Origin of the sequence: Streptomyces sp. MRC013, assembly GCF_023614235.1 — a bacterium.
In the GTDB taxonomy this organism is placed as follows: domain Bacteria; phylum Actinomycetota; class Actinomycetes; order Streptomycetales; family Streptomycetaceae; genus Streptomyces.
The window spans coordinates 991,075-1,015,514 of the sequence record NZ_CP094264.1 but is presented as its reverse complement, the minus strand read 5'-3'; the positions used below and the strand labels follow the sequence as shown (position 1 = coordinate 1,015,514).

Sequence of the window (24,440 nt, the reverse complement as noted above, 5' to 3'; positions counted from 1 at the left end):
CCCGCCGCAGGCCCCGACCGCGTTCCCTCCCCCGGGGTGCGGTCGGGGCCTGCGGCGGTCGGGGCCGGGGCGGCGGACCTGCGCGCCGGAGGGGCACCGGGGACGAAGTAGTCTTGAGCCCATGCCCGAACGCCGTACCGTCGCCCTTGTCACTCTTGGCTGCGCCCGTAACGAGGTGGACTCGGAGGAGCTCGCAGGCCGCCTGGCAGCGGACGGCTGGGAGCTCGTCGAGGAGGCCGCCGACGCCGATGTCGCCGTCGTCAACACCTGCGGCTTCGTCGAGGCCGCCAAGAAGGACTCCGTCGACGCCCTCCTCGAAGCGAACGACCTGAAGGACCACGGCCGCACCCGGGCCGTCGTCGCCGTCGGCTGCATGGCCGAGCGCTACGGCAAAGAGCTCGCCGAAGCCCTGCCGGAGGCCGACGGGGTGCTCGGCTTCGACGACTACGCCGACATCTCCGACCGCCTGCGGACCATCCTCGGCGGCGGCGTCCACGCCCCGCACACCCCCCGCGACCGGCGCAGGCTGCTGCCGCTCAGCCCCGTCGAGCGCCAGAGCGCCACCGCGGCCGTCGCCCTGCCGGGGCACGGCGCCGCGCACGCCCCCGCAGAGGCCCCCGCCGACCTGCCCGAGGGCGTCGCACCCGCCTCCGGCCCGCGCGCCCCCCCTGCGCCGCCGCCTGGACACGAGCCCGGTCGCCTCCGTGAAGCTGGCCTCCGGCTGCGACCGGCGCTGCTCGTTCTGCGCCATCCCGTCCTTCCGCGGCTCCTTCGTGTCCCGCCGCCCCGGCGACGTGCTGGGCGAGGCGCGCTGGCTGGCCGAGCAGGGCGTCAAGGAGATCATGCTGGTCTCCGAGAACAACACCTCGTACGGCAAGGACCTGGGCGACATCCGCCTGCTGGAGACGCTGCTGCCCGAGCTGGCCGCCGTGGACGGCGTCGAGCGCGTCCGGGTCAGCTACCTCCAGCCCGCCGAGATGCGGCCCGGCCTGATCGACGTCCTGACGTCCACGGAGAAGGTCGCGCCCTACTTCGACCTGTCCTTCCAGCACTCCGCGCCCACCGTGCTGCGCGCCATGCGCCGCTTCGGCGACACGGACCGGTTCCTGGAGCTGCTGGACACGATCCGCGGCAAGGCGCCGCACGCCGGCGTGCGGTCCAACTTCATCGTCGGCTTCCCCGGCGAGACCGGGGAGGACTTCGCCGAGCTGGAGCGCTTCCTGGTCCACGCCCGGTTCGACGCCGTCGGAGTGTTCGGCTACTCCGACGAGGAGGGCACCGAGGCCGCGACGTACGAGGGCAAGCTGGACCAGGAGGTCGTCGACGAGCGCCTCGCCCACCTGTCCCGGCTCGCCGAGGAGCTCACCGCCCAGCGCGCGGAGGAGCGCCTGGGGGAGACCCTGGAGGTACTGGTCGAGTCGGTCGAGGGCGACGACCTCGACGACGACGAGTACGCCGCCGCCGGCCGCGCGGCGCACCAGGCGCCGGAGACGGACGGGCAGGTGCTGTTCACGACGGGCGCCGGGCTGGCCGTCGGCCGTATGGTCAGGGCGAAGGTCGTGGGCACGGAAGGCGTCGACCTGGTGGCCGAGGTACTCGAGGAGGCGGGCAGATGACCGGAGTCCCGGCGCCCGCTTCGGGCGGCACGGGGAGGAGGGCACCCGGCGGGAAGCTGGGAGCGGCGGCCGTGAGCCAGGCCAGCCTGTGGAACGTCGCCAACATCCTGACCATGCTGCGCCTGGTGCTCGTCCCGGCGTTCGTGGTCCTGCTGCTCCAGGACGGCGGCTACGACCCCGCCTGGCGGGCCTGGGCGTGGGCGGCGTTCGCCGTCGCCATGATCACGGACATCTTCGACGGCCACCTGGCGCGGACGTACAACCTCGTCACCGACTTCGGCAAGATCGCCGACCCCATCGCCGACAAGGCCATCATGGCAGCCGGTCTGGTCTGCCTGTCCGCCCTCGGCGACCTGCCGTGGTGGGTGACGGGCGTGATCCTCTCCCGCGAGCTGGGCATCACGCTCCTGCGGTTCTGGGTGATCCGCCACGGGGTGATCCCGGCCAGCCGGGGCGGCAAGATGAAGACGCTCGCCCAGGGCACGGCCGTGGGCATGTACGTGCTGGCGCTGACCGGCCCGCTGGCCACGCTGCGGTGGTGGGTGATGGCGCTGGCGGTGGTCCTGACGGTCGCCACCGGGCTCGACTACGTACGGCAGGCCGTCGCCCTGCGCCGCAGGGGACTCGCCGCCGAACGGGCCGCCCGGGCCGCCTCGGAGCCGCCCCGGTGAGAGGGGCGGCGCGCGAGGGGGAGCCGGCGGCCGCCGGGGAGGGGCCCGGTGCGGGACCGGCGGCGCGCGTGCTGCGGCTGCTCGCCGAACGCGGCCAGACGCTCGCCGTGGCGGAGTCGCTCACGGGTGGTCTGGTCGCCGCCGAGCTGACGTCCGTGCCCGGTGCCTCCCGGGTGTTCCGGGGGTCCGTCACGGCGTACGCCACGCCGCTGAAGCGGGACCTGCTGGGCGTCGACGGCGATCTGCTGGAGCGGCGCGGCGCGGTCGACGCGGAGGTCGCACTGCAGATGGCACGGGGTGTGCGGAGCCGGCTGGGCGCCGGGTGGGGCGTCGCGACGACCGGGGTCGCGGGCCCCGACCCGCAGGACGGCCGGCCGGTGGGGACGGTCTACGTGGCGGTGTGCGGGCCGCCCGGCGGCGCCGCGGAGGAGGGAACGGTGGCCGCGCTGCGGTTGAACGGCGACCGCGCGGAAATCCGTAGGGGGAGCGTACGGAACGTGCTGGAACTGCTCGCGGACGAACTCTCGGGGAATGCGCGGGCAAAGGATACGGAACAGAACGGGGGGGATGGATGTTTGCAGCCCTGAGTGAACACGACATCGCTCCCCGCACGGCCGCAGCGCGAGGCGGTACGGTGGGGCGTGAAGGATGCGGCTACGCGGTCCGAGGAGGGAGCCACCGATGATTCTGCTCCGTCGCCTGCTGGGTGACGTGCTGCGTCGGCAGCGCCAGCGTCAGGGCCGTACTCTGCGCGAAGTCTCCTCGTCCGCCCGAGTATCGCTCGGCTATCTCTCCGAGGTGGAGCGGGGGCAGAAGGAGGCTTCCTCCGAGCTGCTCTCCGCGATCTGCGACGCGCTGGACGTACGGATGTCCGAGCTCATGCGGGAAGTGAGCGACGAGCTGTCGCTGGCGGAGCTGGCGGAATCGGCAGCGGCGAGCGAGCCGGTGCCCGCGCCAGTGCGCCCGATGCTCAATTCCGTGTCCGTGACGTCGGTGGCGGGCGTGCCGGCGGAGCGGGTGACCATCAAGGCGCCGGCGGAGGCGGTGGACGTCGTCGCCGCGTGATTTTCTCCGGTTCCGCGCCCCGTCCGGCGCGGAGCGGTGGGATCGACGTTTTGGGCTGAGCCCCGGCCGGGTACCCGAGGTGCCGACCGGGGCTTTCGCTTTTGGTCGAATGCCTGTTTTGCCTGCTGTGTGCCATGGTGAAGCGTGCGCACGGAATGGAGGATTCGCATGGCTGTCGTCAAGAGCTCGCTGTCCGACGCCGATCTCAAGGTGGTCGGTGAGGCCCTGCAGGGTGCCCTCGTGGACCTGATCGACCTGTCGCTGGTGGCCAAGCAGGTCCACTGGAACGTGGTCGGGCCGCGCTTCCGGTCCATACACCTGCAGCTCGACGATGTCGTGACCACCGCCCGGACCCACTCCGACGTGGTGGCGGAGCGCGCCTCGGCCATCGGCGTCAACCCGGACGGACGCGCCGCGACCGTCGCGGCCGGCAGCGCCATCGGCGAGGTGCCGACCGGATGGATCCAGGACCGGGACGCGGTGGGGATCATGGTGGACGCGCTCGTCGCGGTCATCCAGCGGATGCGCGAGCGCGTCACGGCGACCGACGAGCCGGACCCGGTCACCCAGGACCTGCTCATCGGGCTGACCGCCGATCTCGAGAAGCACGCGTGGATGTTCCAGGCGGAGAACGTCTGACGGCTTCCCTTCCCGCGCCCACGACCCCCCGGGCCCGACGGACCCGGGGGCCCGCCGGGGCCGGGGAGCGACGTGGGGCGGGGGCGGAAGGACGCGCCGACGGCTGCTCCGGCGTGTCCTGCCGCCCGGTGACCGGCCGGTCCGGCGTCGACCGGAGGAGGCGGCATGGTGCGGCGACGAGTCCCGCTGCCGGCGTTGGCGTCGGCGCTCGTACTGGGTGGGCTGTGGTGGTGGGCGGTGCTGCGTCTGGCACTCGTGCCCGACCGCGCCGGGCTGGTCGAGGGGGCCGCGGCGGCGAGCGGCTGGGGGCTCAGCCTGCTTCCGGTGCACGTCGCCGCCGCGCCCCGGCCGGGACGGCCCGTCGGGCGGTGCTCCCGGTGGCGTACCGCGGTGTGCGACTCGGTACCGGAGGCGCTGCGGAACCTCGTGTGGGACGTGGTCCGGGCCCTCGGCCGCGGGGCACCGCGCCGGCCGGACGGCGGAGGCGGCCGCGAGGGCTGAGGGCGCCGCGGCCCCCGGAACGGTAGGGCCGGCGCGTCAGGGCGCGCCGGGCACGGGGCCGGTCTGGCAGCCGGGACACCAGTAGGAGACGCGCTCATCGGCGTCGTCCGCGCCGTGGCGGCGGATCGGGGCCCCGCAGCGGTAGCAGGGCCGGTGGAGCCGCCCGTACACGTACAGGCGGCGGTCGGCGCGGCCGCCGGGCACGGTGCGGCGGGTGGAACGGCCCTTGTTCTCCTCCAGCAGGCGCCGGGCCGTCGCGACCAGCCGCTCCGGCACGCCGGGGGCAGGTCGCCGACCGGCAGCCAGGGGGTGACGCGGGCGAGGAACGCCAGCTCGCACTTGTAGACGTTGCCGATGCCGGCCAGGTTCCGCTGGTCGAGGAGGGCCTCGCCGAGCGGGCGGGCCGGGTCGGCCAGGACGCGGCGCACGGCTTCCTCGAAGTCCCAGTCGGGGCCGAGCAGGTCCGGCCCCAGGTGGCCCACGACGGCCGGTTCGTCAGTCGTGCGCAGCAGGTCCAGAACGGGCAGGCGGTAGCCGACCGCGGTGTGCTCGGCGGTGCCGAGGACCGCCCGGATCTGGTGCCCCGGCCCGCCGCTCCAGCGTTCGTCCGCCGCGTACACGCGCCAGGCGCCCTCCATCCTCAGGTGTGAGTGGAGCGTCAGGCCGCCCTCGATCCGCGTGAGCAGGTGCTTGCCGCGCGGAACGACGGCGGTGACGGTCCGGCCGGTCAGATCGACGGTGGCGAGTTTCGGCACGCGCAGGTCCGACCGGGTCAGGAGCCGGCCGGCGAGTGCGCCGTGCAGGTGGTGGGCGGTCAGCCAGACCGTGTCTCCTTCGGGCATGGCTCCATGATGCGCCGCCCGGCGGCGGAGCCGGTCCGGCGGGCTACGTTCCCGGGACCGCCGGCACCGGGACCGGGCGGGAGCCGTCGGCCAGCGACTCCGCGCCGGCCACGCCCACCAGGGACGCCGCCACGGCGGCCCGTACGTCCACCAGGGGCGGCCTGCCGTCCTCCACGGTGGCGCGGAACGCCCGCAGCATCCGCACCGTCCCCTCGGCACGGCGCTCCACGGGCCGGCCGTCGAGGAGGAGCGGGGGCGGGAGGCGTTCCCCGTCGCGGGTGCGGCCGTCCGGTGCCGCCCAGCCCTCGGTCCTGAACCGGACGGCCCAGGCGCGTTCGCCGGGTGCGCGGACCGACTCGGCCAGCCCCCGGGCCCCGCGTACGGACACCCAGCTCCAGTGGCTGTCGGGCTCGCCCTGGAGGAAACCGTGCCGGGTGATGGCCAACGCCCCCGACGACAGCCGCGTCGCCATGACGACCGCGCCGCGCGGATCCGCCTCGTCCACCGCGAACGCCGTCACCTCCACCGGCCGGCCGTCCGTGATCGCCAGCACGGGGGAGAGGGTGTGGGTGCAGTACGCCGTGGGCGCGATCCGCCCGCGCCAGTGTGCGGGGTCGCCGACCAGCGCCCCGACGTCCTCCGGGGACATGCCGTGCAGGTAGTCGGCCTCGACCAGGCCGATCCGGCCCAGCTCGCCGGAGCGGACCGCCTCGCGGATGAGGCGGACGTGGGGATGGGCCACGTAGTTCTCGGCGAACGAGTACGTCGCCTCCGACCGGTCGGCCGCCGCGACGAGCGCACACCCCTCCTCGTAGTCGGCGCACGCCGCGGACTCCGACAGGACGTGCACCCCGCGCTCCAGGAACGCGATGGCGAGCGGCGCGTGCTCGTCGAAGTCGTTGGCCAGCACCACCGCGTCGAGGCGGTGTTCCAGGAGGTCCGGCCACTCCTCGACCGGGACCGCGCCGGGCAACTCCGCGCGCGCCGCCGCGCGGCGACCGGGATCGCGGTCGCACGCGGCCACGACGTCCATCCCCACCTTGCGGCACCACGCCGCCAGGTGGAGTCCCATCCTCAGACCCACCACTCCCACGCGCACGGGGCCATCCTGGCGCGCACACCCTCTGCCGCGGCAACCCCTTTTACCGCAGCGGCCCGCCGGGCCGGGGGCCGGTGCGGCCCGGGGCGGTCCGGGACCGGGAGCGGACCGGCGGCGTGGGCCGGGGACGCGGTCCCGGGGCACGGCCGGGACCGGCCCCGGGTCCCGGCGTGGCGGGGTCCGGACCGGGGGCCGCGGCGGGGCGTCACACCCGGAGGCGCAGCCCCCTCGGGGTGGCGTGGAAGCCCGCGGCCTCCAGGGCTTGGGCCAGGGGGGAGGTCAGGGCGGCGGCTCCGTTGACGCGCTCGACCGTGACCGTACCCAGCGCGCCCGCGTTCGCGGCTGCCGTCAGGGCGTCCGCGGCGGCCCGGAGGAGCGGGTCCTGCGGGTCGAGGGACCAGGACAGCAGGGTCCTGCCGCCGCGCTCCACGTACAGCGTCAGTTCACCGTCGACCAGGACCACCAGCGAGCCCGCCTTCCGGCCGGGCTTGTGGCCCGCGCCGGCCGGGGGCTCCGGCCAGGGAAGGGCGGCGCCGTACGCGTTGGCCGGGTCGGCGGCCGCCAGGACGACGGCCTCCGGGGCGGCCGACCCCTCGGCACGCTCCCGGGCCGACACGGCGGCCCGCAGCCGGTCCACGGCCCCGTCCATCGCGAACTGGGCGGCGCCCAGGCCCTCCACGACGTAACCGCGTCGGGCCCGGCCACTGTCCTCGAACGCGGACAGGACCCGGTACACGGCGGAGAAGCCGCCCTCGACGCCCTCGGCGGCCACCGCGCCGCGCGTGACCACGCCGTGCCGGTCCATCAGCGTCCGGGCCAGCGCGTGGGCGCGGTGAGTGGGGTCGGGCTCGGCGGACGGCAGCAGGGACCAGCGGCCGCCCACCGTGGGCGGACCGGAGCGGGAGGCGGGGCGGGCGGTCGACGCCGGCGAGCCGTACCGGCCGCGCGGGACGGAGCGCCTGACCCGGTGCGCCGTGGAGCCCGCCGTGCGGCCGGAGCCGAGCACGGCGCGCAGCGGGGCGAGGGTGTCGTTGGTGAGGCGGCCGGACCAGGCGAGGTCCCACACGGCGTCGGCGATCTGGGGGTCCGTCGCCTCCGGGTGGGCGACCGCCCGGACCCGGTCGGCGATCTGGCGGAAGAACAGACCGTATCCGCCGGACAGGGCGTCGAGCACGGACTCGTGGAGGGGCGTCGGTTCCAGCGGACGGGGCGGGGGCAGGAGCAGCGGCGCGGCGTCGGCGAGGTACAGGGAGACCCAGCCGTCCTTGCCGGGAAGGGCGCCCGCGCCCGCCCACACGACCTCGCCGGTGGTGGTCAGCTCGTCGAGGAGCCGGGGGTCGTAGGCGCGGACGCGGGACGGCAGGACCAGCCTCTCCAGCGCCGAAGCGGGCACGGGCGCGCCCTGCAACTGCTCGATCGCGCGGGCCAGGCCGTCGACGCCGCGCAGCCCGCCGCTCCCCACGTGCTGCCATTGCGGCAGGAACGTGGCGAGCGCGGACGGCGGGACCGGCTCCAGCTCCTGGCGCAGCGCGGCCAGGGAGCGGCGCCGCAGCCGACGCAGGACCGCCGCGTCACACCACTCCTGGCCGACGCCGGACGGGTGGAACTCCCCCTGGACGACGCGGCCGGCCGCGGCGAGGCGGTGCAGCGCCCCGTCGGTGACGGCCCTTCCGAGGCCGAAGCGGGCGGCGGCCTGCGCGGACGTGAACGGGCCGCGGGTGCGCGCGTACCGTGCCAGGAGGTCGCCGAGCGGGTCCTGCACCGGCTCCGTGAACGCCTCGGGCACACCGACCGGCAGCGCCGTGCCCAACGCGTCGCGCAGGCGCCCCGCGTCCTCGACCGCCGCCCAGTGGTCGACGGCCGCGACGCGGACCCGGATCGCCCGGCGGGCGGCCGCCAGCTCCCGTGGCCAGGCCGGGTCGGCGCCCCGCTCGACCAGCTCGGCCTCGGTGAGGGGGCCCAGCACGCGCAGCGCGTCGGCGACCCCCTCCGGGTCCTTCACCCGCCGCTCGTCGGTGCGCCACTGCAGCTCGCGCTCCAGCTCCGCCAGCACCTCCGGGTCGAGGAGCTCGCGCAGCTCCGCCTGGCCCAGCAGCTCGGCCAGCAGCCGCGAGTCCAGGGAGAGGGCGGCCGCGCGGCGCTCGGCGAGCGGGGAGTCCCCTTCGTAGAGGAACTGGGCGACGTACCCGAACAGCAGCGAGCGGGCGAACGGTGACGGCTCCGGCGTGGTGACCTCCACCAGCCGGACGCGGCGCGACTCGACATCCCCCATCAGCTCCTGGAGCCCCGGCAGGTCGAACACGTCCTGGAGGCACTCGCGGACCGCCTCCAGGACGATCGGGAACGAACCGAACCCGCTCGTCACCTCGAGGAGCTGCGCCGCGCGCCGGCGCTGCTGCCACAGCGGCGTGCGCTTGCCGGGATCGCGCCTGGGCAGCAGCAGCGCGCGGGCGGCGCACTCCCGGAAGCGGGACGCGAACAGCGCCGAACCGCCGACCCGCTCGGTGACGATCCGGTCGACCTCGTCCCTGTCGAAGGCGACGTCGGCGGCGCCGACCGGGGCCTGCTCGCCGCCGTACCCCGGACCCGGCGCGGCCGCTTCGCCGTCCAGCAGGTCGAGGCCCATCAGGTCGGCGTCCGGCAGGCGCAGCACGATGCCGTCGTCGGCGTGCATGACCTGGGCGTCCACGCCGTACCGCTCCGCGAGCCGGGCGCCCAGCGCGAGCGCCCACGGGGCGTGGACCTGCGCCCCGAACGGCGAGTGGACCACCACGCGCCAGTCGCCCAGCTCGTCGCGGAACCGCTCCACCAGGATCGTCCGGTCGTCCGGCACGTGGCCGCAGGCGCGGCGCTGCTCGTCGAGGTAGGACAGGACGTTGTCGGCGGCCCACGCGTCCAGTCCCGCCGCGACCAGCCGCGACCGCGCCGCGTCCGGCGGCAGCGAACCGACCTCCCGCAGGAACGCCCCCACCGCCCGGCCCAGTTCGAGCGGGCGGCCCAGCTGGTCGCCCTTCCAGAACGGCAACCGGCCCGGCACGCCGGGCGCGGGCGAGACCAGGACCCGGTCGCGCGTGACGTCCTCGATCCGCCACGACGAGGTGCCGAGCGTGAACACGTCCCCGACGCGCGACTCGTAGACCATCTCCTCGTCGAGCTCGCCGACCCGGCCCCCGCCCCGCTTCGGATCGGCGCCCGCCAGGAAGACGCCGAACAGGCCCCGGTCGGGGATCGTGCCGCCCGAGGTGACGGCCAGGCGCTGGGCGCCGGGGCGGCCCGTGACCGTCCCGGTGACCCGGTCCCACACGACGCGCGGGCGCAGCTCCGCGAACGCGTCCGACGGGTAGCGCCCGGCGAGCATGTCCAGCACGGCCGTGAACGCCGACTCCGGGAGCGACGCGAACGGGGCCGCCCGCCGCACCAGCGCCAGCAGGTCGTCGTAGGCCCAGGCGTCCAGGGCGACCATGGCGACGAGCTGCTGGGCCAGCACGTCCAGCGGGTTGGCCGGGACGCGCAGCGACTCGATGGCGCCCTGCCGCATTCGCTCCGTCACCACCGCCGCCTGCACCAGGTCGCCGCGGTACTTGGGGAAGACCACGCCCCGTGACACGGCGCCCACCTGGTGCCCGGCGCGGCCCACGCGCTGGAGCCCGGACGCCACGGACGGCGGCGACTCGACCTGGACGACCAGGTCGACCGCGCCCATGTCGATGCCCAGCTCCAGGCTGGAGGTGGCCACCACGGCGGGCAGGCGACCGGCCTTCAGGTCCTCCTCGACCAGCGCCCGCTGCTCCTTGGACACCGAACCGTGGTGCGCCCGCGCCAGCAGCGGCGGGGCGCCCCCGGCGGCACCGGACTGGGCCATCACCTCGGCCGGGGACGCGCCCTGGGGCAGCGCCTCGCCCGTGGCCCGCTCGTACGCGATCTCGTTGAGCCGGTTGCACAGCCGCTCGGCCAGGCGCCGGGAGTTGGCGAACACGATCGTCGACCGGTGCTCCTGCACCAGGTCGGCGATCCGCTCCTCCACGTGCGGCCAGATCGACGGCTTCTCGCCGGGGCCGGCGCCCGCGTCGGCGGCCGGCGCACCGCCCAGCTCGCCCAGGTCCTCGACGGGTACCACCACGGAGAGGTCGAACTCCTTGCCGGACGGCGGCTGGACCACCTCGACCCTGCGCCGGGGCGAGAGGAACCGCGCCACCTCGTCCACCGGCCGCACCGTCGCCGACAGGCCGATCCTGCGCGCGGGACGGGGCAGCAGCTCGTCGAGCCGTTCCAGGGACAGAGCGAGGTGGGCACCGCGCTTGGTGCCCGCCACGGCGTGCACCTCGTCGAGGATCACCGTCTCCACGCCCGCCAGCGCGTCGCGCGCGGCGGAGGTCAGCATCAGGAACAGCGACTCCGGGGTGGTGATGAGGATGTCCGGCGGGCGCGTCGCCAGCGAGCGCCGTTCGGCAGCCGGCGTGTCGCCCGAACGGACCCCGACCCGCACCTCCGGCTCCGGCAGCCCCAGCCGCGCGGCCTCCTGGCGGATGCCCGTCAGCGGGCTGCGCAGGTTCCGCTCCACGTCCACCGCGAGCGCCTTCAGCGGCGACACGTACAGCACCCGGCAGCGCTTCCTCGAGTCGGCTGGCGGCGGCGCCGACGCCAACCGGTCCAGGGCGGCCAGGAACGCCGCCAGGGTCTTGCCGGATCCCGTCGGCGCCACGACCAGCACGTCCGAGCCGGCGCCGATCGCCCGCCACGCCCCCTCCTGGGCGGCGGTGGGCGCACTGAACGCCCCCGTGAACCACCTGCGGGTCGCGGGGGAGAAGGAGTCGAGCGCGGTTCCGGCCATGCTCCCCATCGTGCACCCCGCCACCGACAACCGGTGTCCGCACCGTGGACACGCAGGTCGGCGGGGGTACCGACGGCACAGAATGGAGGCATGGCGACCATCCCGGACGGCGGGCGGCCCGACGAGTGGGCCCGGCACTGGCGGCACCCGGGCGTGCCCGGACTCGACCTGCTGCGCGCCCGCTACGTCCGTCACTCCTTCTCCCGCCACAGCCACGAGGGCTACGTGCTGGGCGCCGTCCGCCGGGGCGTCGAGGACGTCGTCGTACCCCAGGGCACGGTCAGGGCCCGTCCCGGCACCGTCGTCATGATCAACCCCGAGGTGCCCCATTCCGCGCGCGCCGGGGCGCCCGAGGGCTGGTCGTACGCCACGCTCTACCCCTCGTCGCGGCTGGTCGCCCGGATCGCCGAGGAGGAGACCACCCTGCGCGGCACGGCCGCCTTCGGCGAGACGATCGTCGAGGACGAGAGCACCGCCCGGCTGATCGGCGCGGTGCACCGCGCCGCCGAGGAGGGCGACGTCCTCGCCGCCGACAGCTTCCTGCGGATCGCCGTCGCCCGGCTGCTGCGCCGCCACGGCCGGGCCCTCCCCGCGAGCACCCCGCGTCCCGCCGGCGCCCGCACGGCCGCCGCCGCCCGCGAGGTGCTCCTGGACCGCATGGCCGGGCCACCGTCCCTGGAGCAGCTCGCCCGGGAGCTGGGAACCGGCCCGTTCGCCCTGCTGCGCGCCTTCAAGACGGCGTACGGGATGCCGCCCCACACCTGGCTCACCGACGCGCGCGTACGGACGGCCCGCCGCCTGCTGGAGTCCGGGACGCCCCCCGGTGAGGCGGCGGTGGCGGTCGGCTTCACCGACCAGCCGCACCTCAACCGCCACTTCACCCGGATCGTCGGCGTCCCGCCCGGGGCCTACCAGCGGGAGCGCGCAAGAACGTACAAGACCGGGCGGCCGGACCGGCCGTAGCGTCCCGGACGTGGCAGAACAGTCGATACCACCAGCAGCATCCCCGACCGGGCACGCCGCGGACGCGGGCCCGCCCGCCGGGCCGCGGGAGCGGACGGGCCGCGGAGCCGACCGGGCCGTCGTACGGGACTCCCTCGGCGTCGGCGCCGCCGTCGGCCTCTCGGGCTTCGCGTTCGGCGTCACCTCGGCCGGCGCCGGGCTGGACCTGCTCCAGACCTGTGCGCTCAGCCTGCTCGTCTTCACCGGCGCCTCGCAGTTCGCGCTCGTCGGCGCGCTCGCCGCCGGGGGCAACCCGTTCACCGCCGCCGCGGGCGCGCTCTTCCTCGGAACCCGCAACGCCTTCTACGGACTGCGCCTCTCCCGGCTGCTGGCCCTCCCGCGCGCGGTGCGCCCGCTCGGGGCCCACTGGGTCATCGACGAGACCGCGGCGGTGGCCCTCGCGCAGTCCACGCGCCGCGCCGCCAGGATCGGCTTCACCACCACCGGTCTCACCCTCTACGTGCTGTGGAACCTCACCACGCTCGCCGGTGCTCTGGGCGCGGAGGCCGTCGGCGACACCGGGGCCTGGGGCCTCGACGCCGCCGGGCCGGCCGTCTTCCTCGCCCTCCTCGCCCCCATGCTGCGCTCCACGACCGAGCGGGCCGTCGCCGCGCTGGCGGTCGCCTTGGGACTCGGCTCCCTGCCGGTGCTGCCCGCCGGCGTGCCGGTGCTCGTCGCGGCGCTGGCCGCCCCCGCCGTGCTGTGGCTGCGGGGGCGAAGGGAGGCGCGACGATGAGCGCCACCGCCGCCTGGACCGCGATCGGCCTGACCGCCGCCGGCTGCTACCTGCTGAAACTCGGCGGCCTGCTGGTGCCGGCGGAAATCCTGGAGCGGCCCCTCGTGCGGCGGCTCGCGGCACTGCTGCCGGTCGCGCTGCTCGCCGCGCTCACCGCGCAGCAGACGTTCGGCGCCGACGGCGTGCTCGTGGTCGACGCGCGCGGCGCGGGTCTCGCCGCCGCGGCCCTCGCCCTGGTGCTCCGCGCACCGTTCCTGGTGGTCGTCGCCGCGGCCGTGGCGGTCACGGCCGGGGTACGGTCCCTGGGCGGCTGATCCGCACGGGGCGGGAGGGACCGCAGGCCGTGCGGGAGGCGCGCGGGCCGGCCTCGGCCGACCCGCGGGACCGGGGCCGGCCAGCCGACGGGGCGTCCGTGGGCCCGCGGCGTGCGCAGCGCCTCGATCGTGACGGTCGGCCGCGACTCCGGGGCGGTGCCCGGCGCCCACCGCCGCCGACCGCCCCGCCGCCGTCCCCGGCCTGCCCGGTCGCCGGTGGTCCGGGGAGCGGACCGCCTCCCGGTCGGGGAACCACCGCCGGGCGAGCGAGTCCGGCCGGGCGCGGAGTCGTGCGGGTGGTGGTGCTCGCCCGGCGCGCGCCCGGAGGAGAGCGGATGCGCCTGGGCCGGTCCGGTTCCAGCACGGCCGGTCGCCGCTCCCGGGCCACCGCGCCCAGCCGGTCCGCGGCCGCCCCCGCCGGGGCCCGGTACGGGACCCCGGCGGGGAACGCCACGGCGGCCCCGGCCTCGTACGGGCGCGTCGGCCGCGGCGGGCCGTGTTACCGGGGGCGCGATACTGGGCGCATGCGGTTGACGACTTTCTGGGAGCGCATGGCGGACCACTTCGGTGCGGCCTACGCCGATTCCTTCGCCCGTGACCACGTGATGTCCGAGCTGGGCGGCCGGACGGTGTACGAGGCGCTCGACGCCGGATGGGAGGCGAAGGACGTGTGGCGCGCCGTGTGCGCGGCCGTCGACGTCCCCGCCGACAAGCGCTGATCCGCGGTCGGCCGCACGCCGCGCCGGGCCCGTCCACAGGGCCGGGCGCGGTGTCGCCGGTGTGCGCGACACTTGCCCCGTGGCCCCGACTGACGAGACCCAGAACCCCGCCCCCGGACCCGAGCCGGCCGCCGAGCCGGCCGACGCACCGGCCGGACCGGCGGCCGGCTCGACGACCGCTCCGGCCGCCGAGCCGGCCCCGGCCCTCGCGAGCACCGCCCGGATGCCGCGCTGGCTGCCCAGGGCGATGGCTCTCGCGCTGGCCCTCTACGCTTGCTTCCAGCTGGGCAGCTGGGCGTTCCACCAGCTCATCGGATTGTTGATCAACATCCTGATCGCGTTCTTCCTCGCGCTCGCCGTCGAGCCCGCGGTCGGCCGGATGGCGGCCCGGGGGATGCGCCGGGGCCTGGCGACCTTCCTGGTGTTCCTGGGGGTCGTCGTCGTGAGCGTCGGCTTCGTCGTCCTCCTCGGATCGATGCTCGCCGGCCAGATCGTCGACATGGTGGAGGACCTGCCCAAGTACCTCGACTCGCTGATCAACTGGACCAACCACACGTTCGACACGGAGCTCTCCCGGGTCGCGGTCCAGGACAGCCTGCTGCGCTCCGAGTGGCTCCGGAGCTACGTGGAGAACAGCGCGAGCGGCGTGCTCGACGTCTCCGCCACCGTGCTCGGCGGCCTCTTCAAGCTCCTGACGATCCTCCTCTTCTCGTTCTACTTCGCCGCGGACGGTCCCCGCCTGCGCCGGGCCCTGTGCTCCGTCCTCCCCCCGGCGAAGCAGGCGGAGGTGCTGCGGGCCTGGGAGATCGCGGTCGACAAGACCGGCGGCTACCTCTACTCGCGCGGCCTGATGGCCCTGACCTCCGGCGCGGCGCACTTCGTCCTGCTGGAGTTCCTGCGCGTCCCCTACGCGCCCGCGCTCGCCGTGTGGGTCGGGCTCGTCTCGCAGTTCCTGCCGACCATCGGCACGTACCTGGCGGGCGCGCTGCCGATGCTGATCGCGTTCACCGTCGAACCCTGGTACGCGCTGTGGGTGCTGGCGTTCGTCGTCGTGTACCAGCAGTTCGAGAACTACCTGCTCCAGCCCAAGCTCACGGCGCGGACCGTGGACATCCACCCGGCGGTGGCCTTCGGCTCGGTCGTCGCGGGCACCGCGCTCCTCGGCGCGGTCGGCGCGCTGATAGCGATCCCCGCGGTCGCCACGCTGCAGGCGTTCCTCGGCGCGTACGTGAAGCGCTACGCGGTGACGGAGGACCCGCGGGTGCACGGCCACCGCCGGCACGGCGAGATGGTGCTGGCCAGGGTCCAGCGGGCGCTGCGCACCGGGCGCGACCAGACGCCGCCCCCGGGCGGCTCCTGACCGGGGGCGGGGCCGTCGCGGGAGGGACCGGAGCGGGACCTCGTGGGGCGGGGCGCGTCCGGCGGGGGCGCCACGGCGCGCTGACGCACGGCGCGGAGGACGGCACCTCAACGCCGATGCTGCCGCCCGCTCCCGCCACGCCTCTGTGCGTTCATCGGAAGGGTGCGCCCGGTCCGGTGGCGACGCGGTCGCCCGGCACGGCGCCGAGCGCGACTCCGCCGCCCGCCGCCGAAGGCGAACCGGGCACTCAGGGCTCCACGATCGTCCCATGGCCCCATCCGGGCTCATCTCGGCGATGCCCGGAAGGCCGGCAGCCGCGCCGGGCCGACCCGGCCCGGACGGCGCGGCTCGCTTGACACAAAAATCGAACGTCTATTCTTATGGGGGTGTGGCCAGGGGATCCGTGTGCCGGAACGGCGGTTTTCCACAGGCCGCGAGGTACGTCGAGGCGCGTTGTCAGTGGCAGGGGTTAGCGTCTTTTACGTGAAGCGATCGACTCAAGCAAACCGGGTGGAACCCATGGCAGGAACCGACCGCGAGAAGGCGCTCGACGCCGCGCTCGCACAGATTGAACGGCAATTCGGCAAGGGCGCCGTGATGCGGATGGGCGAGCGGTCCAGGGAGCCCATCGAGGTCATCCCGACCGGTTCCACCGCGCTCGACGTGGCGCTCGGCGTCGGTGGCCTGCCGCGCGGCCGCGTGGTGGAGATCTACGGCCCGGAGTCCTCCGGTAAGACGACCCTCACCCTGCACGCCGTGGCCAACGCGCAGAAGGCCGGCGGCCAGGTCGCCTTCGTCGACGCGGAGCACGCCCTCGACCCCGAGTACGCGCAGAAGCTCGGCGTCGACATCGACAACCTGATCCTGTCCCAACCCGACAACGGCGAGCAGGCCCTGGAGATCGTGGACATGCTCGTCCGCTCCGGCGCGCTCGACCTGATCGTCATCGACTCCGTCGCCGCGCTCGTGCCGCGTGCGGAGATCGAGGGCGAGATGGGCGACTCGCACGTGGGTCTGCAAGCGCGCCTGATGAGCCAGGCGCTCCGGAAGATCACCAGCGCGCTCAACCAGTCCAAGACCACGGCGATCTTCATCAACCAGCTCCGCGAGAAGATCGGCGTGATGTTCGGCTCGCCCGAGACCACCACCGGTGGCCGTGCGCTGAAGTTCTACGCGTCGGTGCGCATCGACATCCGGCGCATCGAGACCCTCAAGGACGGCACGGACGCGGTCGGCAACCGCACGCGCTGCAAGGTCGTCAAGAACAAGGTCGCCCCGCCGTTCAAGCAGGCGGAGTTCGACATCCTCTACGGCCAGGGCATCAGCCGCGAGGGCGGCCTGATCGACATGGGTGTCGAGCACGGCTTCATCCGCAAGGCCGGCGCCTGGTACACGTACGAGGGCGACCAGCTCGGCCAGGGCAAGGAGAACGCCCGCAACTTCCTCAAGGACAACCCCGACCTCGCCAACGAGATCGAGAAGAAGATCAAGGAGAAGCTGGGCGTCGGCGTCCGGCCCGACACCGCGGCGGCGGAGCAGGCCCCGGACGTCCCGGGCGCGGCGGACGCCGTGATCGAGGCCGCGAAGCCGGTTCCCGCACCGGTGGTGAAGGCCACCAAGGCGCCCCGGACCGCAGCGGCCAAGGGCTAGGGCCGTGGCCCGGCGCACCGAATGGCCGGGCGGCGGCGCCGACTCGTCGAGGGCCGAGGAGGAGCCGCCGCCCCAGGACCCGGCGGAGCGGGCGCGGGCCGTCTGCCTGCGCCTGCTCACCGGGATGCCGCGCACCCGCAAGCAGCTCGCGGACGCGCTGAGCAAGCGGGGCGTCCCGGAGGAGGTCGCCGACGAGGTCCTCTCCCGCTTCGAGGAGGCCGGACTGATCGACGACGCGGCGTTCGCCGGGGCGTGGGTGGAGTCCCGGCACCACGGCCGCGGCCTGGCCCGCCGTGCCCTTGCCCGGGAACTGCGAACCAAGGGCGTGGACTCCTCCCTGATCGACGAGGCGGTCGGCCGGCTCGACGCAGAGCAGGAGGAGGCGACGGCGCGCGACCTGGTCCGGCGCAAGCTGCGCGCCACCCGCGGCCTGGACCGCGATCGCCGCCTCCGCCGTCTCGCCGGCATGCTCGCCCGCAAGGGTTACCCCGAGGGCCTCGCCCTCCGCGTCGTCCGTCGGGAGCTGGAGGAAGAGGGCGAGGAGATCGAGGGGCTGGACCTCGACAGCCCCTGACGGATCCGGAGTCCGCTCGGCCCCGGAGCCGACCGGTCCCGGAGGTTCGCTGCCCCCGAGCCCCGAGCCCCGAGCCCCGAGCCCCGAGCCCCGGTCTCGGCCTCTGGATCAGGGGGTGCTGGCGGCCTCCTCCGCGGGGGAGCCGGCCGCCGCCTGCTCCGGCGCGGCTCCGATCAGGACCTCCGCCGCCATGCGGAGGGCCGCCGGGTGCACGCCGGCGAAGGCCGCGGCCAGATGGCCATCAGGGCGCACCAGCAGCACCGTGTGCGCCGCCGCGCCCGGGTACGCCTCCGTGACCAGCAGCTCCCCCCGTACGGACAGACCGCGCACCGTCTCGGCCAGTTGGGGCATCACCCCTGCGGTGACCCAGTGGCGCCGGTCCCACACCCCGGTCCCCGGGGCGACGAGCACCACCAGCACTCCCCGCCCCAGACGGCTCCGGAGCCGTCCCGCCGTGCCGTCGGGCGCGGTCACCGGCACATCGGCGACCGGCGCGCCCGGAGCCGTGCCGACCACCACCCCGCCCTCCACGTCCGTCGGCGTGAGCGGGGAATGGGGATAGGCGGGCGGGGCGCCCAGCGGTCCGAGCCCCAGGTGCCCGTCGGTCAGCAGCGCGTCGTACCCACGTGAGCCGCCCCGCAGGTAGGTCCGGAGCCCGCCCCCGCCCCGCAGCGCCGGAAGCGACTGGTCCGCCGCCCGCAGCCGTGCGGCCACCGCCGTGCGCCGCTCCGCCTGGTAGCTGTCGAGCAGGACCTCCGGCGTGCCGTCGCCGTGCCACGCCCGCGCCAGCTTCCACGCCAGGTTCTCCACGTCGCGGAGCCCCTCGTCCAGGCCCTGCGTGCCCAGTGCGCCCAGCAGGTGCGCGGCGTCCCCGGCCAGGAAGGCCCGGCCGGCCCGCCAGCGCCGGGCGAGCCGGTGGTGCAGCGTGTACACACCGGTGTCGATCAGCTCGTACGGGGGAGTGCCCCGGCACCACCCCGACAGCGTCTCCCGAATCCGCCGCACCAGGGCCTCCGGCGTCACCACGTCCCCGCGCGGCGGCAGCAGCCAGTCCAGCCGCCAGCCCCCGTCGGGGAGCGGGCGCGCCGTCACCTCGTCCCCGCCGCCCCGCCACGGCGGCCGGCGATGCAGTACGCCCTCCCCGGGCCACGGCAGTTCCGCGTGGAGCGTCGCGACGGCGTGGCGCTCCACCGCCGTACGCCCCGGGAAGCGGATGCCCAGCAGCTTGCGCACCGTGGACCGGGCGCCGTCGCAACCCACCAGGTGGCTTCCCCGCCACCAGGTCGAACGCACCCCGCGGGTGTGCGCCGAGACCCCCTTCGCGTCCTGTTCCAGAGCGTCCAGGCGGCAGCCGGTGACGACCCGTACCAGACCGGCCGCGGGAGGCGACGCGAGAGCCGCGCGCAGCGCCGCCGTCAGAGCGTGCTGCGGAACGTGCAACGGTGCCGCGACCTCCTCGTCCGCCTCCTCCTCGCCGCTCTCGTCCGCCGGCCCCTGGTCCGGTACGTCCGCGAACGACAGGTGCCGTGTGAGCTGCCCGCGCCGCATCGTCCGCCACCCGGTCCACCGGGCGCCCTCGTCCCGCAGCGCCCCGGCGCAGCCCAACCGCTCCGCGAACGCCGCGGTGTCGGCCCGCAGCACCACCGTCCGGGCGGGCCGGTACCCGTCGTCGCCGGGCCCCTCGTCCAGGACCACCGACGGCACGTCCTGCGCGGCCAGCGCGAGGGCCAGCGCGAGCCCGACCGGCCCCGCCCCGACGATGATCACCGGGTCCACGGCACGACTCCTGTGACTTCCTCGATCCGGAGGGACCTGTGAGGAGCAGGGGAAACGCGTGGATGTACGACTGGTACCCGGTGAGCGATCACAGAACGTATGCAACCCACTGCGCGTGTTTGCGTCAAGCGACGGTGGAACAGGCGGGGCGGGGGTGCCGCGCGTTCCGTGAGCGCACGGCCGCCGTGCCGGGGGCGCGCCACTCCCCGTCCGAGCGCGGCGTACCGGCCGGAGCACCTCGCGGGACGGTACGGAACCGGCCTCCGCACGGGCCCCGGCCTCCGCCCGGTTCGGCCTCCACGGCGCCCCCGACCTCCGCACGGACCTCGCTCTCCGCCCGGACCTCGCTCTCCGCCCGGGCCTCGGTCTTCGCCCGGGCCCCGACCTCCGCTCGGGCCTCGCTCTCCGCACGGGCCGCGGTCTTCGCCCGGGTCGGGTTCCGCACCGCCGGACGTGCGCCGGGCGGCCGGGGACACGCAGCGGAAGAAGCCCGGCGGACGGGCCGGAAGCCGTCCGCCGGGCTCACGCGGATGCCCGGCACCCGCAGGATCCGCTCACCCGCGGTCCCCTCAGTCGCGGGGCTCCTTGGTGACGTGGGGTTCCTTGGCGATGCGGGGGCCGAGCTCGTCGGCGGGTGTCCCCGTCCCGCCCAGGACGCCGGGCGCCTCCGCGGGTTCGGCGGCGGCGGCCGTACCGATCCCGGTCTTCGCCCTGCGGCCGCGCCGCTCGATCCAGTTCGCGAGGGCGGAGAGCGCCAGGCACATCGCGACGTAGATCACACCGATCACGATGATCGTCGAGACGTACGGGTACTGCCCGTTGACCTGGGTGTTGCTCGCGATGAGCCGGGCCGAGTAGAGCAGCTCCGGGTAGAGGATGATGAAGCCGAGCGACGTGTCCTTGAGCGTCACCACGAGCTGGCTGATGATCGTCGGCATCATCGCCCGGACCGCCTGCGGCATGAGCACGCTGGCCATGACCTGGGTCTTGCGCAGTCCCAGGGCGTACGCCGCCTCCCGCTGGCCGCGCGGCACCGAGTTGACGCCGGCGCGCAGCACCTCGGCCTGCACGCACCCGTTGTAGAGGGAGAGGCCCAGGGCGAGCGCCCACATCGAGTGGTCGGTGAGGAAGCCGACCCACACCGCGTAGATCGTGATGAGGAGGGGGATCGAGCGGAAGACCTCGATGAAGGTCGTCGCCAGCCACCGGACCGGACGGTGCTCGGACAGCCGCCCCACCGCCAGGAGCACGCCCAGGAGCAGGGAGCCCACGGCGGCGATGCCGAAGGCCTTGAGGGTCGAGACCACGCCGTCGGCGATGTTCTGCCGGATGCCCGCGTAGTTGAAGATGTCCCACATCTCCGGGGCGAAGTGCCCCTTCTCCGCGAGGCGGACGGCGCTGACGCCGATCAGCCCGAGCACGGCGAGCGTGCCGACCACCGCGTAGACGCGGTTGCGCGCGACCGCCCTGGGACCGGGGGCGTCGTACAGGACACTGGCGCTCATCGCGCGACCTCCAGACGTCGCTCCAGCAGCCGGAAGACGCCGCTGATGGTGAACGTGATGACCAGGTAGCCGAGCGCCACCCAGAAGAAGAGGGACACGATGTCGTAGCCCTGGTCGCTCAGCAGCTTCTGCCAGCCGAACAGCTCCGTGACGCTGAACGCGCCGGCGATCGCCGAGTTCTTCGTCAGGGCGATGAAGATGGAGCTGAGCGGCGGGAGGACCGTCCGGGTGGCCTGCGGGAGGACGACGAGCCGCAGGGTCTGCCCGAAGGACATGCCGAGCGAACGAGCCGCCTCGGCCTGCCCCAGCGGGACCGTGCTCACCCCGGACCTGACCGCCTCGGCGACGAAGGCCGAGGTGTACAGGCCGAGCGCGAGCGCGCCGAGCACGAAGGTGCTCATGCCGGGGAAGAGGATCTCCGGCACGACGAAGAACGAGACGAGGAAGAGCAGGGTCAGCGGTGTGTTCCGCAGCAGGGTCACCCAGGCTGCGCCGAAGAACCGCAGGGGCGGGACCGGCGAGACGCGGAACGCGGCGATCAGGACGCCCAGCACGAGGGCGAGCACGCTGCTCACAGCGGTGATCGACAGCGTTCCCAGGAAGCCGGCACGGAAATTCGAAAAGTTGTCGAGCAGTACGTTCATGAGGTCTCCGCGTCGGCGGCGGCAGGGGCGGGGTCGGCAGGGTGGGGGACGTCGGGACGGAGGACGTCGGGGCAGGGGGCGGCACGCCCCGCACGTCTCGCGTGCGGGGCGCTCGCCGGGGGCGGGATCAGTAGCGCTGGACGGCCGGCGGCTCGACGTAGGGAGACCCCGACAGGCCCAGCGTGGCCTCGTAGATCTTCTTGTACGTGCCGTCCTTGACGTGCTTCTCCAGCGAGTCGTTGACGAAGTCCCGCAGGGCCTTGTCGCCCTTGTCCATGCCGACGCCGTAGGGCTCCTCGGTGAAGGGCTCGCCGATGACCTTCAGCTTGGCCGGGTTCGACGCGGCGTACCCCTTGAGGATCGCGTCGTCGGTCGTGACGGCGTCCACCTGGCCGGTCAGCAGCTGCTGCACGCAGTCGGAGTACTTGGCCAGCTCGGTGGTCTGCGCGCCGTACTCGGGCTTCTTGATCTCCTGCAGCGGCGTGGAGCCCACGATGGAGCAGACCTTCTTGCCCTTCAGGGTCTTCGGGCCCGTGATGGCCTTCTCGTCCTTGCGGACGAGCAGGTCCGCGCCGGCCTTGTAGTAGGGGCCGGCGAAACCGACGAGCTGCTTGCGCTTGTCGTTGATCGTGTAGGTGCCGACGTAGTAGTCGACCTGCCCCTTGGAGATCGCCGTCTCGCGGACGCCCGAGTCGACGGTCTTCCACTCGATCTGGTCCTCGCCGAAGCCCAGGTCCGCGGCGATCAGCTTGGCGATCTCGACGTCGAAGCCGGAGCGCTTCTTGGTGGCCTGGTCCTCGAAGCCGAGGTACGGCTGGTCCGCCTTCGACCCGATGATCAGCTTGCCGCGCTTCTTGGCCTTCTGGAGCGTCGGCGAGTCCAGGGTGACGTTCTGGGCGACGGTGTACTTCGGCAGTTCCGGCGCACCGGACTGCCCCGGCTTGACGGACTGCGGGTCGCCGGCGGAGCCCTCCTTGCCACCGCACGCCGTGACGGTCAGCGCGAGGACGATGGCCGCGGCGGCGGCGGAGGAGGCCTTGCGGAGCTTCATGTGGACATCCCTCAGGTCGTGGGTGGGTGCTCGTCAGTGGTGGAGGATCTTCGAGAGGAAGTCCTTCGCACGGTCGCTGCGGGGGTTGCTGAAGAACTGGTCGGGCGTGGCCTCCTCGACGATCCTGCCGTCCGCCATGAAGACCACCCGGTTGGCCGCCGACCGGGCGAAGCCCATCTCGTGGGTGACGACGACCATGGTCATCCCCTCGCGGGCGAGCTGCTGCATGACCTCCAGCACCTCGTTGATCATCTCCGGGTCGAGAGCCGAGGTCGGCTCGTCGAAGAGGATCACCTTGGGGTCCATCGCCAGGGCGCGGGCGATCGCCACGCGCTGCTGCTGCCCGCCGGAGAGCTGGGCCGGGTACTTGTCGGCCTGGGTGGCCACACCCACCCGGTCGAGCAGCTGCCTGGCCTTCTCCACCGCCGTCCTCCTGTCCGTCCCGCGGACCTTCACCTGGCCGAGCACGACGTTCTCCAGGACGGTCTTGTGCGCGAACAGGTTGAAGGACTGGAAGACCATGCCGACGTCGGCGCGCAGCCGGGCGAGTTCGCGTCCCTCCGCCGGAAGCGGCTTCCCGTCGATCGCGATCGTGCCCGAGTCGATGGTCTCCAGGCGGTTGATCGTGCGGCACAGCGTGGACTTGCCGGATCCGGACGGACCGATGACGACCACGACCTCGCCCCGTCCGATGGTCAGGTCGATGTCCTGGAGCACGTGCAACGCGCCGAAGTGCTTGTTGACGTTGCTCAGCACCACCAGGCCGTCTGCCGCCGCCACGGCGCCGTCACTGCCCTTGGTCACTGACACTCCGCTCATCATGCTCCGTCCTCGTCGGTTGGGGAGGACCTTAATCACGGCCTGAGAGCAGCGTCATCACATCTGAGCGGAAATTGAGCATAACGATACGGCCGCGGGCCGGTACGCTGCGTGAACGGGGCCGCCGGCCCGGGTACGGGTGGGTAACGGAACCGCGGTGCCGGCCCCCGCCCCCTTGACTGACGCCCCCCGATCGGCGTGGATGCCGTGGTACATGACGTCAGGATGTCGCCGAGGTGAGCGACCCACCACCGGGGGAGGCCATGAGACTGCTCCTCGTCGAGGACGACGACCACGTCGCCGCGGCCCTCGCCGCGGTGCTCAGGAAGCACGGCTTCGCCGTCACGCACGCCAGGAGCGGCGAAGAGGCCCTCAGGGCGGTGGTCCTGCCCTCCGGGGACGCCGGGAGGGCGCCCTTCGGCGTGATCCTGCTCGACCTCGGCCTCCCCGACCAGGACGGCTACCAGGTCTGCGGAAGGCTCCGCAAGCTCACCAGCACCCCCGTGATCATGGTGACGGCGAGGTCGGACGTCCGCTCGCGCATACACGGCCTGAACCTCGGCGCCGACGACTACGTCGTCAAGCCGTACGACACGGGCGAACTGCTCGCCCGCATCCACGCCGTCAGCCGGCGCGCCGCCGGCGGCGACGCGGAGGACACCGGTCCCCTCCCGGTACACGGTCCGTCCGCCGAACCCCTGCGGCTGGGCTCCGTCGTCATCGAGCTGCCCACCCGCCGGGTCAGCGTGGACGGTGCGGCCGTGCAGCTCACCCGCAAGGAGTTCGACCTGCTCGCGCTGCTCGCCCAGCGGCCCGGGGTGGTCTTCCGCCGCGAGCAGATCATCAGCGAGGTGTGGCGGACGAGCTGGGAGGGGACGGGCCGCACGCTCGAGGTCCACGTCGCGTCGGTGCGCGCCAAGCTGCGGATGCCCTCCCTGATCGAGACCGTGCGGGGCGTGGGGTACCGCATGGTCGCACCCGCAGCCCCGACGGTGGCCCGGTAGGGCCGACGACCGACGAAACGGC

20 protein-coding genes and 2 pseudogenes are annotated in these 24,440 nt (G+C 74.4%); 14 read left to right on the top strand and 8 right to left on the bottom strand.

The genetic code is table 11. The features are described from left to right. The first annotated feature begins 121 nt into the window (after positions 1–121). The 6 genes and pseudogenes from rimO to LUW75_RS04435 all read left to right on the top strand — a co-directional run bounded on the left by rimO (position 122) and on the right by LUW75_RS04435 (position 4,492). Positions 122–1,616, top strand: a pseudogene (rimO, locus tag LUW75_RS04460) (30S ribosomal protein S12 methylthiotransferase RimO). Continuing rightward, entirely contained in the window at positions 1,613–2,287 is a 675-nt protein-coding gene (gene pgsA / locus LUW75_RS04455) for a CDP-diacylglycerol--glycerol-3-phosphate 3-phosphatidyltransferase (protein ID WP_250334472.1), read from the top strand. Before rimO ends, pgsA begins: the two are co-directional and overlap by 4 nt. Positions 2,288–2,355: 68 nt before the next feature. Then, the gene (locus LUW75_RS04450) at positions 2,356–2,874 is read left to right on the top strand and encodes a CinA family protein (protein WP_250334471.1); all 519 of its coding nucleotides are present in this window, start codon (positions 2,356–2,358) and stop codon (positions 2,872–2,874) included. Between the two features lie 94 nt (positions 2,875–2,968). Continuing rightward, positions 2,969–3,352, top strand: a complete 384-nt coding sequence (locus tag LUW75_RS04445; RefSeq protein WP_250334470.1) for a helix-turn-helix domain-containing protein — start codon at positions 2,969–2,971, stop codon at positions 3,350–3,352. Between the two features lie 168 nt (positions 3,353–3,520). Continuing rightward, positions 3,521–3,991, top strand: coding sequence for a Dps family protein (locus LUW75_RS04440; RefSeq protein WP_250334469.1), 471 nt, complete (start codon positions 3,521–3,523; stop codon positions 3,989–3,991). Between the two features lie 165 nt (positions 3,992–4,156). Beyond that, a complete protein-coding gene (locus LUW75_RS04435) occupies positions 4,157–4,492 on the top strand; it encodes a hypothetical protein (RefSeq protein WP_250334468.1) in 336 nt (111 codons plus the stop codon). Between the two features lie 36 nt (positions 4,493–4,528). Here the strand turns inward: LUW75_RS04435 and LUW75_RS04430 are convergent. The 3 genes and pseudogenes from LUW75_RS04430 to LUW75_RS04420 all read right to left on the bottom strand — a co-directional run bounded on the left by LUW75_RS04430 (position 4,529) and on the right by LUW75_RS04420 (position 11,264). Beyond that, positions 4,529–5,334, bottom strand: a pseudogene (locus tag LUW75_RS04430) (Fpg/Nei family DNA glycosylase). Between the two features lie 43 nt (positions 5,335–5,377). Beyond that, positions 5,378–6,433 carry a Gfo/Idh/MocA family protein gene (locus LUW75_RS04425; RefSeq protein ID WP_250334467.1) on the bottom strand — a complete coding sequence of 352 codons (1,056 nt, stop codon included), beginning with the start codon at positions 6,431–6,433 and terminating at the stop codon, positions 5,378–5,380. Between the two features lie 205 nt (positions 6,434–6,638). Then, entirely contained in the window at positions 6,639–11,264 is a 4,626-nt protein-coding gene (locus LUW75_RS04420) for an ATP-dependent helicase (protein ID WP_250334466.1), read from the bottom strand. Between the two features lie 90 nt (positions 11,265–11,354). Between LUW75_RS04420 and LUW75_RS04415 the strand changes: the two genes are divergently transcribed. From LUW75_RS04415 to recX, 7 genes are all read left to right on the top strand, one after another. Further along, positions 11,355–12,227 (top strand): AraC family transcriptional regulator, encoded by an 873-nt coding sequence (locus LUW75_RS04415; RefSeq protein WP_250334465.1) that lies wholly within the window; start codon positions 11,355–11,357, stop codon positions 12,225–12,227. Positions 12,228–12,237: 10 nt separating this feature from the next. After that, entirely contained in the window at positions 12,238–13,002 is a 765-nt protein-coding gene (locus LUW75_RS04410) for an AzlC family ABC transporter permease (RefSeq protein WP_250334464.1), read from the top strand. Beyond that, positions 12,999–13,316 (top strand): AzlD domain-containing protein, encoded by a 318-nt coding sequence (locus tag LUW75_RS04405; RefSeq protein ID WP_250334463.1) that lies wholly within the window; start codon positions 12,999–13,001, stop codon positions 13,314–13,316. Before LUW75_RS04410 ends, LUW75_RS04405 begins: the two co-directional genes overlap by 4 nt. Positions 13,317–13,840: 524 nt before the next feature. Next, entirely contained in the window at positions 13,841–14,035 is a 195-nt protein-coding gene (locus tag LUW75_RS04400) for a DUF3046 domain-containing protein (protein ID WP_250334462.1), read from the top strand. Positions 14,036–14,114: 79 nt separating this feature from the next. Continuing rightward, the gene (locus LUW75_RS04395; protein WP_250334461.1) at positions 14,115–15,395 is read left to right on the top strand and encodes an AI-2E family transporter; all 1,281 of its coding nucleotides are present in this window, start codon (positions 14,115–14,117) and stop codon (positions 15,393–15,395) included. A 519-nt stretch (positions 15,396–15,914) separates the two neighbouring features. Then, entirely contained in the window at positions 15,915–17,045 is a 1,131-nt protein-coding gene (recA, locus tag LUW75_RS04390) for a recombinase RecA (protein ID WP_250334460.1), read from the top strand. A gap of 4 nt (positions 17,046–17,049) precedes the next feature. Then, positions 17,050–17,619: a recombination regulator RecX gene (recX, locus tag LUW75_RS04385; protein WP_250334459.1), complete on the top strand. Its 570-nt coding sequence runs from the start codon at positions 17,050–17,052 to the stop codon at positions 17,617–17,619. A gap of 108 nt (positions 17,620–17,727) precedes the next feature. Here recX and LUW75_RS04380 read toward each other — a convergent pair whose 3' ends face one another. From LUW75_RS04380 to LUW75_RS04360, 5 genes are all read right to left on the bottom strand, one after another. Then, complete coding sequence (locus LUW75_RS04380; protein ID WP_250334458.1) at positions 17,728–19,395, bottom strand: FAD-dependent monooxygenase; 1,668 nt, start codon at positions 19,393–19,395, stop codon at positions 17,728–17,730. Positions 19,396–19,964: 569 nt separating this feature from the next. Next, positions 19,965–20,900: an amino acid ABC transporter permease gene (locus LUW75_RS04375; RefSeq protein WP_250334457.1), complete on the bottom strand. Its 936-nt coding sequence runs from the start codon at positions 20,898–20,900 to the stop codon at positions 19,965–19,967. Beyond that, positions 20,897–21,544, bottom strand: coding sequence for an amino acid ABC transporter permease (locus LUW75_RS04370; protein WP_250334456.1), 648 nt, complete (start codon positions 21,542–21,544; stop codon positions 20,897–20,899). The genes LUW75_RS04375 and LUW75_RS04370 overlap by 4 nt, the downstream gene beginning before the upstream one ends. Before the next feature lie 127 nt (positions 21,545–21,671). Continuing rightward, entirely contained in the window at positions 21,672–22,595 is a 924-nt protein-coding gene (locus LUW75_RS04365) for a glutamate ABC transporter substrate-binding protein (RefSeq protein WP_250334455.1), read from the bottom strand. A gap of 33 nt (positions 22,596–22,628) precedes the next feature. Continuing rightward, the gene (locus tag LUW75_RS04360; protein ID WP_284453801.1) at positions 22,629–23,414 is read right to left on the bottom strand and encodes an amino acid ABC transporter ATP-binding protein; all 786 of its coding nucleotides are present in this window, start codon (positions 23,412–23,414) and stop codon (positions 22,629–22,631) included. Between the two features lie 263 nt (positions 23,415–23,677). On the opposite strand from LUW75_RS04360, the gene LUW75_RS04355 reads away from it, so the two are divergent. Next, positions 23,678–24,418: a response regulator transcription factor gene (locus LUW75_RS04355; RefSeq protein ID WP_250337538.1), complete on the top strand. Its 741-nt coding sequence runs from the start codon at positions 23,678–23,680 to the stop codon at positions 24,416–24,418. Positions 24,419–24,440: the final 22 nt, after the last annotated feature.

Bases quoted from the DNA above. Each gene is read 5' to 3' on its own strand.
- LUW75_RS04365 (WP_250334455.1), bottom strand. From the start codon at position 22,595: ATGAAGCTCCGCAAGGCCTCCTCCGCCGCCGCCGCGGCCATCGTCCTC.
- LUW75_RS04420 (WP_250334466.1), bottom strand. From the start codon at position 11,264: ATGGCCGGAACCGCGCTCGACTCCTTCTCCCCCGCGACCCGCAGGTGG.
- LUW75_RS04400 (WP_250334462.1), top strand. From the start codon at position 13,841: ATGCGGTTGACGACTTTCTGGGAGCGCATGGCGGACCACTTCGGTGCG.
- recA (WP_250334460.1), top strand. From the start codon at position 15,915: ATGGCAGGAACCGACCGCGAGAAGGCGCTCGACGCCGCGCTCGCACAG.
- LUW75_RS04375 (WP_250334457.1), bottom strand. From the start codon at position 20,900: ATGAGCGCCAGTGTCCTGTACGACGCCCCCGGTCCCAGGGCGGTCGCG.
- LUW75_RS04370 (WP_250334456.1), bottom strand. From the start codon at position 21,544: ATGAACGTACTGCTCGACAACTTTTCGAATTTCCGTGCCGGCTTCCTG.
- LUW75_RS04435 (WP_250334468.1), top strand. From the start codon at position 4,157: ATGGTGCGGCGACGAGTCCCGCTGCCGGCGTTGGCGTCGGCGCTCGTA.
- LUW75_RS04440 (WP_250334469.1), top strand. From the start codon at position 3,521: ATGGCTGTCGTCAAGAGCTCGCTGTCCGACGCCGATCTCAAGGTGGTC.
- LUW75_RS04360 (WP_284453801.1), bottom strand. From the start codon at position 23,414: ATGAGCGGAGTGTCAGTGACCAAGGGCAGTGACGGCGCCGTGGCGGCG.
- LUW75_RS04405 (WP_250334463.1), top strand. From the start codon at position 12,999: ATGAGCGCCACCGCCGCCTGGACCGCGATCGGCCTGACCGCCGCCGGC.
- LUW75_RS04415 (WP_250334465.1), top strand. From the start codon at position 11,355: ATGGCGACCATCCCGGACGGCGGGCGGCCCGACGAGTGGGCCCGGCAC.
- LUW75_RS04445 (WP_250334470.1), top strand. From the start codon at position 2,969: ATGATTCTGCTCCGTCGCCTGCTGGGTGACGTGCTGCGTCGGCAGCGC.
- pgsA (WP_250334472.1), top strand. From the start codon at position 1,613: ATGACCGGAGTCCCGGCGCCCGCTTCGGGCGGCACGGGGAGGAGGGCA.
- LUW75_RS04355 (WP_250337538.1), top strand. From the start codon at position 23,678: ATGAGACTGCTCCTCGTCGAGGACGACGACCACGTCGCCGCGGCCCTC.